The 14,118-nt window shown below is 51.5% G+C and carries 15 protein-coding genes; 4 read left to right on the top strand and 11 right to left on the bottom strand.

What is annotated here, in order from left to right:
* Positions 1–3: 3 nt before the first annotated feature.
* Positions 4–1,422, top strand: coding sequence for a glutamate synthase small subunit (locus MES37_RS00910; RefSeq protein ID WP_064543090.1), 1,419 nt, complete (start codon positions 4–6; stop codon positions 1,420–1,422).
* A 50-nt stretch (positions 1,423–1,472) separates the two neighbouring features.
* Here the strand turns inward: MES37_RS00910 and nanQ are convergent, their stop codons facing one another.
* The 11 genes from nanQ to zapE all read right to left on the bottom strand — a co-directional run bounded on the left by nanQ (position 1,473) and on the right by zapE (position 10,765).
* Entirely contained in the window at positions 1,473–1,940 is a 468-nt protein-coding gene (gene nanQ, locus MES37_RS00905; RefSeq protein WP_064543088.1) for an N-acetylneuraminate anomerase, read from the bottom strand.
* Positions 1,937–2,812, bottom strand: coding sequence for an N-acetylmannosamine kinase (nanK, locus tag MES37_RS00900; RefSeq protein ID WP_237929906.1), 876 nt, complete (start codon positions 2,810–2,812; stop codon positions 1,937–1,939). Before nanK ends, nanQ begins: the two co-directional genes overlap by 4 nt.
* The gene (locus MES37_RS00895) at positions 2,809–3,498 is read right to left on the bottom strand and encodes an N-acetylmannosamine-6-phosphate 2-epimerase (RefSeq protein ID WP_121814808.1); all 690 of its coding nucleotides are present in this window, start codon (positions 3,496–3,498) and stop codon (positions 2,809–2,811) included. Before MES37_RS00895 ends, nanK begins: the two co-directional genes overlap by 4 nt.
* Position 3,499: 1 nt before the next feature.
* Positions 3,500–4,984: an MFS transporter gene (locus MES37_RS00890; protein ID WP_121814807.1), complete on the bottom strand. Its 1,485-nt coding sequence runs from the start codon at positions 4,982–4,984 to the stop codon at positions 3,500–3,502.
* A gap of 86 nt (positions 4,985–5,070) precedes the next feature.
* Positions 5,071–5,970 (bottom strand): N-acetylneuraminate lyase, encoded by a 900-nt coding sequence (gene nanA / locus MES37_RS00885; RefSeq protein ID WP_064543080.1) that lies wholly within the window; start codon positions 5,968–5,970, stop codon positions 5,071–5,073.
* A gap of 181 nt (positions 5,971–6,151) precedes the next feature.
* Entirely contained in the window at positions 6,152–6,934 is a 783-nt protein-coding gene (locus MES37_RS00880) for a transcriptional regulator NanR (protein WP_064543077.1), read from the bottom strand.
* A gap of 164 nt (positions 6,935–7,098) precedes the next feature.
* The gene (sspB, locus tag MES37_RS00875) at positions 7,099–7,596 is read right to left on the bottom strand and encodes a ClpXP protease specificity-enhancing factor (protein WP_064543074.1); all 498 of its coding nucleotides are present in this window, start codon (positions 7,594–7,596) and stop codon (positions 7,099–7,101) included.
* Between the two features lie 3 nt (positions 7,597–7,599).
* Positions 7,600–8,241 (bottom strand): stringent starvation protein SspA, encoded by a 642-nt coding sequence (sspA, locus tag MES37_RS00870; protein WP_034498882.1) that lies wholly within the window; start codon positions 8,239–8,241, stop codon positions 7,600–7,602.
* Between the two features lie 321 nt (positions 8,242–8,562).
* The gene (gene rpsI / locus MES37_RS00865; RefSeq protein WP_064543072.1) at positions 8,563–8,955 is read right to left on the bottom strand and encodes a 30S ribosomal protein S9; all 393 of its coding nucleotides are present in this window, start codon (positions 8,953–8,955) and stop codon (positions 8,563–8,565) included.
* A gap of 14 nt (positions 8,956–8,969) precedes the next feature.
* Positions 8,970–9,398: a 50S ribosomal protein L13 gene (gene rplM, locus MES37_RS00860; RefSeq protein WP_034459800.1), complete on the bottom strand. Its 429-nt coding sequence runs from the start codon at positions 9,396–9,398 to the stop codon at positions 8,970–8,972.
* 248 nt (positions 9,399–9,646) lie between these two features.
* Positions 9,647–10,765: a cell division protein ZapE gene (zapE, locus tag MES37_RS00855; protein ID WP_237929905.1), complete on the bottom strand. Its 1,119-nt coding sequence runs from the start codon at positions 10,763–10,765 to the stop codon at positions 9,647–9,649.
* Positions 10,766–10,945: 180 nt separating this feature from the next.
* Here zapE and zapG point away from each other — a divergent pair, with 180 nt between their 5' ends.
* The 3 genes from zapG to degS all read left to right on the top strand — a co-directional run bounded on the left by zapG (position 10,946) and on the right by degS (position 14,055).
* Positions 10,946–11,347, top strand: coding sequence for a Z-ring associated protein ZapG (gene zapG / locus MES37_RS00850; RefSeq protein ID WP_064543068.1), 402 nt, complete (start codon positions 10,946–10,948; stop codon positions 11,345–11,347).
* Positions 11,348–11,530: 183 nt separating this feature from the next.
* Positions 11,531–12,901 carry a serine endoprotease DegQ gene (degQ, locus tag MES37_RS00845; RefSeq protein WP_133522284.1) on the top strand — a complete coding sequence of 457 codons (1,371 nt, stop codon included), beginning with the start codon at positions 11,531–11,533 and terminating at the stop codon, positions 12,899–12,901.
* 86 nt (positions 12,902–12,987) lie between these two features.
* The gene (degS, locus tag MES37_RS00840; protein WP_064543064.1) at positions 12,988–14,055 is read left to right on the top strand and encodes an outer membrane-stress sensor serine endopeptidase DegS; all 1,068 of its coding nucleotides are present in this window, start codon (positions 12,988–12,990) and stop codon (positions 14,053–14,055) included.
* Positions 14,056–14,118: the final 63 nt, after the last annotated feature.

Raw genomic sequence — 14,118 nt, 5'->3', positions numbered from 1 at the left:
ACGATGAGTCAAAACGTTTATCAATTTATCGACTTACAGCGCGTTGATCCGCCAAAGAAACCGCTCAAGATCCGTAAAATTGAATTTGTGGAAATTTACGAGCCGTTCTCAGAAGGCCAGGCCAAAGCACAGGCAGACCGCTGCCTGTCCTGCGGTAACCCGTACTGTGAATGGAAATGCCCGGTTCATAACTACATTCCAAACTGGCTTAAGCTGGCCAACGAAGGGCGCATTATTGAAGCGGCTGAATTGTCTCACCAGACAAACAGCCTGCCGGAAGTGTGCGGCCGTGTTTGCCCACAAGACCGCCTGTGTGAAGGTTCTTGTACGCTGAACGATGAGTTTGGTGCCGTCACCATCGGGAATATCGAGCGCTATATCAACGATAAAGCGATTGAGATGGGCTGGAAACCAGACCTGACCGGAGTGAAGCAAACCGGCAAACGCGTCGCTATCATCGGGGCGGGTCCTGCGGGGCTGGCGTGTGCCGACGTGCTGGCACGTAACGGTGTGAAAGCGGTGGTGTATGACCGTCATCCTGAAATCGGCGGCCTGCTGACCTTCGGTATTCCAGCGTTCAAGCTGGAAAAAGAAGTGATGACCAAACGCCGTGAAATCTTTAGCGGCATGGGTATTGAGTTCAAGCTGAATACTGAAGTTGGCCGTGATGTTCAGATTGACGACTTGCTGAAAGAATTCGATTCCGTGTTCCTCGGCGTAGGGACTTATCAGTCAATGCGCGGTGGTTTAGAGAATGAAGATGCGACAGGCGTATTTGACGCGCTGCCATTCCTCATCGCTAATACCAAAAAGATCATGGGCTTCGGTGATTCACCGGAAGAGCCGTATGTGAATATGGAAGGTAAACGCGTAGTGGTGCTTGGCGGTGGTGATACCGCGATGGACTGCGTGCGTAGTTCTGTTCGCCAGGGTGCAACGCACGTTATCTGTGCTTATCGCCGCGATGAAGAAAACATGCCGGGTTCTAAACGCGAAGTGAAAAACGCGCGTGAAGAAGGTGTGGAATTCCAGTTCAACGTACAGCCTCTGGGTGTGGAAGTTAACGCTAATGGCCGCGTATCGGGTGTGAAAGTTGCCCGTACTGAACTGGGTGCACCGGATGCCAATGGCCGCCGTCGCCCGGAAATCGTTGCCGGTTCTGAGCACGTTGTACCGGCTGATGCAGTGATTATGGCGTTTGGTTTCCGTCCACATGCTATGCAGTGGCTGGAAAAACACAGCGTTGAGCTGGACAGCCAGGGCCGTATTTTGGCACCGGAAGGCAGTGATAATCCATTCCAGACCAGCAACCCGAAAATCTTCGCCGGTGGTGATGCCGTTCGTGGTTCTGACCTGGTGGTGACAGCCATTGCTGAAGGCCGTAAAGCGGCTGATGGGATCCTGAACTTCCTCGAAGTTTAACGAACTGCCGATGTTAAAAAGCCCGGTGATATTCATATCACCGGGCTTTTTTATGCTTCGAGCGCGCTGCGATGCAGTTTGACAACCACTTTCTTGATAGGCTCCGCGTGCGTAACCACACATCCAGGCTTATGGGGTTCCAGCGGCATAAATACGGCAAACTGACCGGGATGGAGTGTTAGCACCTGTTGCTTATCAATATGGTTGCAAAGCTGGTAATCCTCTTCCGCATGAAATTCCTCACACTCACGCGCACGCTCAAAATTCCCATAGAAAATCCTTTCCGTCCCTTCCAGTAACACCTGAATATCGATGTATTCCCGATGTTGTTCCGCTTTCTTCTCATCGGCATGCTGGGTGGAAAACGTCATGACGTTCATAAACAGCGCCTCGCCTTGCAGAACGTACTTCCCCGGCTCCTTAAGCTGCGGCTGTTCGGCTAACGCAACACGAAGTGCATTCAGAATGGCTGCGGGTAAACCTGCGGCTTCTGGCTGATAAATATCTCCGGCGATCATGGCATGGCTTCCTGTGCTAAACGTGCAGCCCCTAGCAGGCCTGCGTTATGTTGATAATGCGCGGCGAAAAGCTGCGGGTGATAGATATCCGGCTCCTGGGCGAGAAACTCTTTAACCAAGGGCAAATAGCCAGTAGCAAGCCCGACACTGCCGCCAATCACCACACACTGGCAATCGGTAGCCGCTTTGGCATCAGCAATCAGGCGCGCCAGGGTCTGCGCGGAACGTTGTACCAGAGCATTCGCCTGGGGATCGCCTTGAGCTGCGCGAGCAAAAATCGTTTTCGCATCACAGCCTGCCAGCTCCCCTTGTGCCGCAGCAGCGATGCCCCGCCCGGATGCGATAGCCTCCACGCATCCTCTGCGCCCACAGCCGCAACGCGGCCCGTTTGGATCGGCAAGCGTATGACCCAGGTGTCCTGCTAATCCTCCTGCGCCAACCAGCAGCTGGCCGTTGCTCACAATCCCACCGCCGACTCCTGTCGACACTGTCAAAAACACCATATCGCGGGCTTCTACTGTAAGTGCGTGATACTCCGCCCACGCCGCCGCCTGCGCATCATTCACGGCGATACAGGGTAAATGGGTCAAACGAGTTAGCACCTCGACCAGCGGAAAATGCGCCAGCCCGCCCAGGTTATCCGGGTTGATAGCCGTCAACATGCCATTTTCGATAATGCCGGTGGAAGCAATAGCAACGCGCTGCGCACGTAACGCCAGCGGAGCAACGAGTTCTGTAAGACAGGCCTGTAAAGCATCGGGATTTTGGCCGGCTTGCGTCATAGCCTCCCGCCTTTCGATGATATTCAGTTCGCGGTCCACCAGGGCTGCGGCCAGTTTTGTGCCGCCGAGATCTATCGCAAGCGTAGTCATTTAACCGCCTTTGTCAGCGCATCCTGATACCACTGGCAAATGTGTTCCAGACGCGTAATGGCAGAGCCAACGGTCACCGCCCATGCACCATGCTTCATTGCCTGCGCCGCCCATTCTGGCGAGTTATAACGGCCTTCTGCAATGACACGACAACCTTCATCGCTTAACGCCCGCACTAACGCAAGGTCAGGCTCATTGGGCGTGTGTGCCGTTAGATAACCAGACAGCGTGGTGCCTATCAGTTCAGCCCCCTGCTGCTGGCAATAAAAACCGTCCTGAACCGAAGAACAATCTGCCATCGCCAACAAATCGTGTTGATGAATACGTGCCAACAGTTCACTGACTGGCACCGGGCGCTCCCGATCGGTGCCATCAAAAGCGATGATATTCGCCCCGGCTTGCGCCAGGGCGTCAACATCTTCGAGAAATGGCGTAATTCGCACCGGCGAATCGGGAAGATCGCGTTTGATAATGCCGATAATCGGCAGTGAAACCAGCGCCCGCGCGGCTTTCAGATTCTCAATACCTTCGATACGCAGCGCGACAGCACCCGCTTGTTCCGCCGCAAGCGCCATAGCCGCAACGATTTCAGGCTTATCAAGTGGGCTTGCAGGAACCGGCTGGCAGGAGACAATCAGGCCGCCTGCCACTTCTATCTGCCGGGCCATTTTTTCAATCAGTGACATATCAGTTCCCTATCAATTTAGTCTTGTGGCTACCCGAAACGACCGCCCCACTGAATGGTTTGCCGTCGATGGCATCGTGAGTACGCACCGCTTCTGGATGGATCCAACGCTGGATACGTGATGGCATATCCAGGCCAATCAACAGGATGACTACAAACGTCAGGCTGAACGACAGCGATGCCAGCGCCGTCCCTAAATCAAGGCGCTGAGCGATAGTCGCGCCAATCACCGGAGCCAGTGCGCCACCGAGCGCGCCGACGTTATAGGTAAAGCCAAGACCTGCGGCACGCTGTTCGGTATCGAAATAACCGCCGATAAGCTTAGGTAATATTCCCGAAATACCCTGCCCCAACATTTGTTGTAAGAACAGCAGCAGGCCCAGCACCCAAATGTTGCCGCCACCAATTGCGAATACCGGAATAATTAACAGCTGTGATGCCAGCAGGCTGCAAACATAGGCTTTGCGCGTCCCTAGCCAGTCGCCCAGGAAGCCACCCACACAACAACCGACTGCGGCACCAAATCCACTAAAGAACAGAACATGAGCCACCGTTGCAGGGTCGTAGGCCAGTTCAGTTTTCAGATAGGTGGGCAGTAAGGCCTGAATCGGCCAGGAGTAGAGGAAGGCGAAGAACACGACGATCATCAACGTGACGCCTGTCGGCCAGCGTTTGCCACTACTTTGCACCATAAAGCTAATGAAGATGGCCGCACAAATCAGGCCGAGAACTGCAATCAGTAGCGCATTGCCAAGGTTACCGGCAAAGCAGAAGTAAAGTGCCGTTGCGACGACAATCGTCAGGCCAATATTGATAAGCCGGTGTTCGCCGCGATACAGAATATCCACCATGGTTTTGGTTGGTTTTTTATCGGCAAACTTCTCTTTCCAGTCTTCTGCTTCGGGGATGTTTTTACGCAGCCAGAGCGCGAAAATAATGGGCAAAATGCCGATGAAGAACAGTGCACGCCAGCCCCAGACAGGCACCACTACGCTATACACCTGAGCGGCGATCACCGCCCCAACAGAAAAGCCGGAGATCAGAAAACCACTCGCTTTATTCCGCATCTGTTTCGGCCAGCTTTCGATAACATAGGTAGCGCTCGAGCCGTACTCACCCGCCATTCCCATGCCAATCAGCAGTCGGGCAAAGAACATGGTGGTAAAACCTGGGGCAAAACCACAGGCCAGCGTGCCGAAAGAAAACAGTACGATACTGGTGATCATCGCCAGTTTGCGGCCATAGCGGTCGCCCATCGCCCCTAAAACCAGGCCGCCAAACCAGCGCGAGATAAATGCAGCCGAGATTAAACTCGCGGCCTGAATGGTCGTCAGGCCAAATTCACTTTGAATTTCAGTCAGTACTAACGCTATTAAGACAAAATCAAAACCATCCAGTAAGTAGCCAATCCAGGCTGCCGAAAACGCTTTCCATTGCGGTTTGGTAAGATGGCGATACCACGGGATCTGTTGGGTAGTGTTATTCATAAAGCACTCCCGGTGCGGGTTTGCGAAAACCCGCCCTTTGGTTAGATTAGGTATTAGCGATACTGGCGTTCAGCATCATTTATTATTCAGAACGTTGCACGCTCGCTCTGCAGCTGTTTTGCCAGCGCTTTCAGCTCCGGCAGATATTGCTCATCAACCGGGGCAAACGGCTTACGGCACAGCGGTACCGCTACCACATCCATATAGTGCAGCAGGGTTTTCAGTCCACGGAAAACGCCCACTTTAATCAACAGATCAATGACTTTATTACATTCGCTTTGTAGATGGCTTGCGCGCTGCATATCCCCTTCGAGCACCGCTTGTTTGATGGCGAGGTAACGCCAGCCCATCACGTTGTAAGTGCTACCAATGCCGCCATCAGCACCTGCCACCAGGCCTGATGCGAAGATCTCGTCATAACCGTTATAGAGCACCAGATCCGGATGTGCACGGCGGATCTGCTCCATCTGATAAAGATCGCCGGAGGTTTGTTTTAATGCGCCCACTCCCGGCAAGTTGATAAGAGTACCAATCTGCTCAAGCGTCAGTTTCACGCCACTCAACGCAGGGATGTTGTAAACCACCATCGGCAAACCGCCGGATGAATCAATCACGGCGCGGTAATGGTCGCAATGTTCGTTAAAGCTGAATGGGTAGTAGAAAGGTGTCACTGCGGAGACGGCATCAAACCCGTAACGGTGTGCAGCACTCGCCAGCGTCTGGCTTTCATGGGTGCTGATACTGCCGACATGGGCAATTAAGGTCACTTTACCTTTAGCCTCTTCCGCGACGATTTCCAGCACCTGTTCACGTTCCTGTGAACTTTGCAGGAAGGCTTCCCCGGTTGAGCCGCCGACGTAAAGGCCATCAACCCCCTGCTCAATATTGAAACGAACCAGGCGCCGTAAGCTTTCGGTGTCTATCTGCTGTTGCTGATTAAATGGAGTAAGCAGTGCGGGCATCACACCGCGAAGATTCTGTTTCATAAATGCCTCTGTGTTGTCTGGTTTCTGATGTTAACGATATACCTTTATACCTGTTATACCAGATCAAAAACTAAACACCACAGCGCGGAGAGCTAAGAATGCGATCCTGTTCATACGAAATTATGATGGGTGTGCAGACGTTACCGGCAAAGACGTGCGCGGGATCGCAGATTAATGCAGGTTATTTTTTCGCTGTGCGTTTGCGTGGTGCGGGATAGTAAGAGGCAAATACACTTTTCAGGTGCGCTTTCAGGGCGGCGTCAGCCGCATCAGGATCACGAGCCTGGATCGCGTTATAGATGTCGATATGCTGTTGGTAGCTAACCGTATTGTGGGCGAGAAGAACGTCCTGCGAAACCGCGGGACGCGCGGCAATCAGCCAATCGAGCAAGGCGACATGCACCGCCATGAAGATCGGGTTATTGGGGATCTCGGCCAGCTCGCGGTGGAATTCAATATCGGATCGAATAAACAGATCGTTGTCATCCAGCGCCTGATTGTTCATCTCCAGCGCTTTTCCAAGACGGGCGATTTGCTCATCTGTGGCAAATTCCGCTGCGTAGCGGACCAGGCTTGATTCAAAGAACATGCGCAGTTGCTCGAAGTGCGCAATGCCGCCAGGCCGTGCGAGGAAATCTTTCGCGACGCCAGATAACTCACCAATAATGGTATCTGCGGAAGGGCGCGAAACGCGGGCGCGTTCGCCATTGCTGATTTGCACCAACCCTTTGCGTTTGAGCGCCGCCAGTGCTTCACGCACCGAAGGGCGGCCAACATTGAAAAAAGCCATCAGTTCACGTTCAGAAGGCAACTGCTCGCCTTCGGCAAACTCACGTCGGCGAATCATCTGCTCGAGCTCTTCTTCCACCATTTCTGAGAGTTTTTTACGCGCAAGCGGGCGACGGCGCATCGTATGGCCGATGGTTTCAGTCGTCTCAGGTGGCTGCTCGTCAAATGTGCTCATCGCGTCAGAATTGGCCGTTTAATGGAAGGAAGATCGCAAATAATATTGTCGAATCATAACACAGCAATTCGTGGCTTACGTAAAGATGCCGTCCGCATGTTTATTTTAGGCAAGAAAAAGCCAGTCATCAGACTGGCTTTCGATTTCCGATTAACGCTTGCGAGTTACTTCACTACGCGCAGAGCTGGACGTCCACCACGTGGAGGTGGCTCGTCATCCGGACCGTTGTCATCTTCATCATGATCGGGGCGTGAGCCGTCGATCACTTGCATGACCATTTCTGAATCAGACGGCAACTGCTCAATATCATTATGACTTTCACCATCTTCGTCATAACTGGCTTCTGGCTCGAACATAGTGCCAGCACCATTTTCCCGAGCGTAGATAGCCAGAACCGCGGCCATAGGAACAAATACCTGGCGTGGAACGCCACCGAAGCGCGCGTTAAAACGCACGTCGCTGTTGGACAACTCCAGATTACCTACGGCACGTGGTGCAATATTCAGGACAATTTGCCCGTCACGTGCATATTCCATCGGGACATGTACGCCAGGCAATGTCACATCCACCACCAGATGCGGAGTGAGCTGGTTATCCAATAGCCACTCGTAAAAAGCACGAAGTAGATACGGACGACGTGGTGACAATTGTGACATATCCATCAATTAGCCCCGGGTCTGCAGACGCATTTCACGCTCAGGTTCGGTCAGAGAAGCGAGGAATGAATCACGTTCAAATACGCGAGTCATGTAGCCTTTCATCTCTTTAGAACCAGCGCCTGTCAGCTCGATACCCATCTGCGGCAAACGCCACAGCAGTGGTGCCAGGTAGCAATCTACCAGACTGAACTCATCACTCAGGAAGAAAGGTTTCTGAGTAAATACAGGTGCGATAGCCAGCAATTCTTCACGTAATTGCTTGCGAGCAGCATCAGCTTCTTGAGCCGAACCGTTCATCACGATATGCATCAGCGAATACCAGTCTTTCTGGATACGATGCATGTACAGGCGACTTTCACCACGTGCAACCGGGTAAACCGGCATTAATGGTGGATGCGGGAAACGCTCATCAAGATATTCCATGATGATACGGGATTCCCACAGAGTAAGTTCGCGGTCAACCAGGGTCGGTACGCTGTGATTTGGGTTGAGGTCAATCAGATCCTGAGGCAGGTTATCCGTTTCCACATGCTCAATTTCAACGCTAACACCTTTTTCCGCCAGTACGATACGTACCTGATGGCTATAGATGTCAGTAGGACCGGAAAACAGCGTCATCACCGAACGTTTGTTGGCAGCGACAGCCATGAAAACCTCCAAGTTTATTCAGAAAATTACTGCTAATAGCCGCAAGCGGCAACTAACCTGACCGTTTGATACCCATTACGCTGGAAGACCACCAGTTGCCTGAAAACGAGGCGAAAATAATCTGATGCCGACCACAGGGCAGAAAATTGGTTGATAGTTTACCAGATTTTACGGGTTTTGTGGGGAGCGGATCTGGAATTTGCCTAAAAAGTGTTTTATATCATAATGTTAGATACACTAAATATAATTTTCAGGCATAAAAAAACCCGGTACAAGACCGGGCTTTTTCGCAAATTGTACTCTGCAAAAAGCAGACGACAATTAACGCTTGGAGAACTGAGGACGACGACGTGCTTTACGCAGACCGACTTTCTTACGTTCAACTTCACGAGCATCACGAGTAACGAAGCCAGCTTTACGCAGTTCGCCACGCAGGGACTCGTCGTACTCCATCAGAGCGCGGGTGATACCGTGACGGATCGCACCAGCCTGACCAGAAGTACCACCACCTTTAACAGTGATGTACAGATCGAATTTCTCAACCATATCAACCAGTTCCAGCGGCTGACGAACTACCATGCGGGCAGTTTCACGACCGAAGTACTGTTCCAGAGAACGTTGGTTGATAACGATTTTGCCACTGCCCGGTTTGATAAAAACGCGAGCTGCGGAACTTTTGCGGCGACCAGTGCCGTAGTATTGATTTTCAGCCATTGCCATAATCCCGATTAAATGTCCAGAACTTGCGGTTGCTGTGCCGCGTGGTTGTGCTCGGTGCCCGCGTAAACTTTCAGTTTACGGAACATAGCACGGCCCAGCGGGCCCTTTGGCAGCATGCCTTTAACCGCGATTTCAATCACACGCTCAGGACGGCGGGCAATCATCTCTTCAAAGGTCGCTTGTTTGATACCACCGATGTGACCGGTGTGATGGTAATACACTTTGTCAGTACGCTTGTTGCCGGTTACAGCAACTTTTTCTGCGTTCAGAACGATGATGTAATCACCAGTATCAACGTGCGGAGTGTATTCCGCTTTGTGCTTACCGCGCAGGCGGCGAGCCAATTCAGTAGCCAGGCGACCTAAGGTCTTACCGTCAGCATCAACAACGAACCAGTCGCGCTGTACGGTTTCTGGTTTAGCTGTAAAAGTTTTCATTAAAAGCTTACCCAATAAATAGTTACACGTAGGTGTTCACCCAAACGTTTAAAATCAGTTCAAGGTTCACACGACAAAGTCCGGCAAACCTACCCCTTCGAATAGCCAATGCCAGCACGACCAAGTTTTGGGAAAAAAACTTTGGTTGTAACGTGGGGTCGCAAGATTATAGGGAAGTCGCCCCCAAAGGTCGAACCTTTTTGTAGTTTTTGTCGCAGTTTGTGGTCAGCTTGCATGCGAATTGTGGTTCACGGCATATGCGGCAATCGCAAATACTCTTCACTTTGCATTTCCTGCAGGCGAGACAGGCAGCGCTGAAACTCAAAGCGTAATCTTTCACCCTGATAAATCTCAAACAGCGGGACGTGCGCTGAAACCACCAGCTTGACGTGGCGCTCGTAAAATTCATCAACCAGCGCAATGAATCGCCGCGCTTCGTTTTCGTTTCGAATCCCCATCACCGGCACGTTAAATAGCATCACGGTATGAAAAAGACGCGACAGCGCAATGTAATCGAGTTGGCTGCGGGCATCGACGCACAAGGTATTAAAATCTACCGCCAGTGTTTGATTGGCGATTCCGAGGGTCGCTAAAGGACGATGGTTTATTTCCAGCACCGGTTCCCCTTCGCGTATCGCGCCAGCCAGTGCAGTGTAGAGTTTATCCATCTGCTGCGCGGTTTGGTCATTCAGCGGAGAAAGCCACAGGTGAGCCTGGGTCAGCGTTCTCAGGCGGTAATCAATGCCAGCATCCACGTTCATCACTTCGCAATGGCGTTTTATTGCCTCAATCGCAGGCAGAAAACGCGCTCGCTGCAAGCCATTACGATACAGATCATCAGGGGGAATATTTGAAGTCGCCACAAGGGTAATCCCCCTGGTAAACAAGGCCTGCATCAGTGAACCAAGCAACATTGCATCGGTGATATCTGAAACAAAAAACTCATCAAAACAGAGAATATCTGTCTCAGACTTAAACTTATCGGCTATCAATTCCAGAGGATCGGTTTGCCCTTGAAGCTCACCCAACTCTTCGTGAACCCGCAACATGAAGCGATGGAAGTGCAGCCGAAGCTTACGCTCGCTAGGTAGACTCTGAAAAAACATGTCCATTAGCCATGTTTTCCCGCGCCCTACGCCGCCCCACATATACAGCCCGCGAACCGGCTCCTGAGCCACTGAAGCACTACGTTTACCAAACAGTTTGCCAAGGAAGCTACTGCTTGCAGGGAGCGTCGGTGTTTGGCTGCTTAACGCCTGCCAGATTGCATCCAGCCGGGTTACGGCTTCATGCTGAACATCATCGGGTTGATAGCTGCCCTCAGTCAGAGCTTGTTGGTAGCGCGATGCGGGAGAGAGATTTTGCATGGTATTATGGTATTTCCTTAAAAATCGGATTGCCGTTTACTTAGTACTCAAAAAAGGACGGTTGTCGAAAAAAAGGCCGTTCTACCCTAAGCGATGCTGCGTCAGGATTCCACTTCTCTTAGGTTAACGGTTATAGTGGCTACATTACCCTACGGAAACACAAGACAACGGGAGAAGTTCATGACCTGGGAATATGCGCTAATTGGGTTAGTTGTTGGCATCATCGTTGGTGCAGTTGCTATGCGTTTTGGCAACCGCAAGCTGCGTCAGCAGCAGGCCATGCAGTACGAAATCGAGAAAAACAAAGCAGAACTTGAAGAGTATCGTGAAGAGTTAGTCAGTCATTTTGCCCGTAGCGCAGAGTTGCTGGATAACATGGCTCATGATTATCGCCAGCTTTATCAACATATGGCGAAAAGCTCCAGCAGCCTGTTGCCTGAAATGTCAGCCGAAGCGAACCCGTTCCGTAACCGCCTCGCTGAGTCAGAAGCCAGTAATGATCAAGCTCCGGTGCAGATGCCGCGTGACTATTCTGAAGGTGCGTCCGGTTTGCTGCGTACCGAGCGCGCAAAACGCGATTAATCACAAATGTAAAATTTATCCTTGGGGTGCAGCTTTCGCACCCCAATCTCTCCTCAGCGCAGCTATCATTTACTAGTATCTATTCACTCTATAACAACATTGTTACCCGGCTGATATTTCAATAATATCGGCGTGTTATCGGGTTATCCTTTTCCAGGTTCAGGTCACGAGAGCAAGCCATCAATGAAGAAACAAACACTGTTGTTGAGTGCCTTAGCGTTAAGTGTCGGACTGACGTTCGGTGTTGCATCGCAAGTGAATGCGTCGTTGCCTGCGCAGATTCCGGGTCAGCCAGCGTTGCCGAGTCTTGCGCCGATGCTGGAAAAAGTATTACCCGCAGTGGTTAGTGTTCAGGTTGAAGGAACGGCCGCTGCCCCGACTCAGAAAGTCCCTGAAGAATTTAAAAAGTTTTTTGGCGAGGATATGCCCCCTTCTGAAGCTCAACCATTTGAAGGGCTGGGTTCCGGCGTCATCATAAATGCTGAGAAAGGCTATGTGCTGACCAATAACCACGTCATTAATAACGCCGAAAAAATCAGCGTGCAGCTCAATGATGGACGTGAGTTTGATGCCAAATTGATTGGCGGCGATGATCAAAGTGATATTGCGCTGATTCAAATCCAGAAGGCGACCGGCCTGACGCAAATCGCGGTAGCGGACTCAGACAAACTGCGAGTGGGTGATTTTGCAGTTGCCGTGGGTAACCCATTCGGTCTGGGGCAAACAGCAACTTCCGGGATTGTTTCAGCACTGGGGCGCAGCGGTCTAAACCTCGAAGGGCTGGAAAACTTTATCCAGACAGACGCCTCAATCAACCGTGGTAACTCCGGCGGTGCACTGCTGAATCTGAATGGCGAGCTCATTGGTATTAACACGGCAATCCTTGCGCCAAGTGGCGGTAGCGTCGGTATCGGCTTTGCTATTCCGAGTAATATGGCGCAAACCCTGGCGAAACAGTTGATGGAGTTTGGCGAAATTAAGCGCGGCATGTTGGGCATTAAAGGCACAGAAATGAGTGCTGATATTGCCAAAGCATTTAATCTGACCACCCAGCGCGGCGCGTTCGTCAGCGAAGTATTGCCTCAATCGGGTTCAGATAAAGCAGGCGTAAAAGCCGGTGATGTAATTACCAGTCTGAATGGCAAAAATATCAGTAGTTTTGCCGAGCTACGTGCCAAAATCGCCACAACGGAGCCTGGAACGGTGGTGAAACTTGGCTTGCTGCGTGACGGAAAACCACTGGAAGTGAGCGTGACACTTGATAAAAGTACCGCATCCTCTGCCAACGCGGAACTGGTCATGCCTGCGTTGCAAGGTGCAACGTTGAGCGACGGTCAGTTAAAAGATGGCACTAAAGGCATCAAACTGGATAGCGTTGAAAAAGGCACACCAGCTGCGCAAGCCGGCTTGCACAAAGATGATTTTATCATTGGCGTTAATCGCGAGAAGGTCACAAGCATTGCCGAGATGCGTAAGGTGCTGGAAAGCAAACCAGACGTAATTGCGCTGCATATTGCACGCGGTGAAGAGAGTCTCTATCTGTTAGTGCGCTAATCTGCTCAGTAATCGGACATCGCGGTACGATGTCCGATTAACTCATGCTATTCTGCTTCCGGTTTATCATTGACTAACTCAAATACATGTTTCTGAAGATATTACGCTCGGTGGTGATTGGCCTGATTGTGGCGGGATTGTTGTTGGTAACGATGCCAACGCTTCGCCAGAAAATCATTCCCTTAGCGCCCTCGAACTTTGACAGTGCCGACGAAACGCCGCTGAGCTACAACTCAGCGGTGCGTCGTGCTGCGCCTGCTGTGGTAAACGTTTACAACCGCAGTGTCGGCAGCAATGCCAGTAACCAGTTACAAATTCGCACTCTCGGCTCTGGTGTCATCATGGATGAGCGCGGCTACATCATTACCAACAAACACGTCATTAATGATGCCGAGCAAATTATCGTTGCTCTGCAAGATGGTCGCGTTTTTGAAGCGTTACTTGTGGGTTCTGATAGCCTGACCGATTTGGCCGTGCTGAAAATTAATGCCACCAGCCTCCCGGTGATTCCAATCAACAATAAGCGCGTACCGCATATTGGTGATGTCGTCATGGCGATTGGTAACCCGTATAACCTCGGGCAGACCATTACACAGGGGATCATCAGTGCTACCGGTCGTATCGGCCTTAGCCCCTCCGGCCGCCAGTCGTTCCTGCAAACTGACGCTTCAATCAACCACGGTAACTCAGGCGGCGCATTGGTTAACTCGCTGGGCGAACTGATGGGTATCAACACCCTGTCGTTTGATAAAAGTAACGATGGTGAAACCCCTGAAGGTATCGGCTTCGCCATACCAACACAGCTCTCCACCAAAATCATGGATAAGCTGATTCGCGATGGCCGCGTGATTCGTGGCTACATTGGGATTGGCGGGCGCGAGATAACGCCATTACATGGCCCCGCAACCGGCATTGATCAGATTCAGGGAATTATCGTTAACGAAGTGACACCTGACGGCCCGGCGGCTAAAGCAGGTCTGCTGGTTAACGACGTGATTATCTCTGTGAACCACAAACCCGCAATTTCGGCTTTGGGCACCATGGATCAGGTGGCGGAGATTCGTCCAGGCTCTGTCATTCCAGTTGAAGTGATGCGTGAAGATAAGAAGCTGACGCTACAAGTCACGATTCAGGAATACCCCGCGACAAACTAATAAGTCGCAGGCGAAAAAAAACCGGAATCTACATTCCGGTTTTTTTATCTCTAAAGCTCAGGG

Source organism: Buttiauxella sp. S19-1 (assembly GCF_022134725.1).
Taxonomy (GTDB): domain Bacteria; phylum Pseudomonadota; class Gammaproteobacteria; order Enterobacterales; family Enterobacteriaceae; genus Buttiauxella; species Buttiauxella ferragutiae.
Note: the sequence above shows the minus strand (reverse complement) of the source record. Positions and strands in the feature narration are given on the sequence as shown.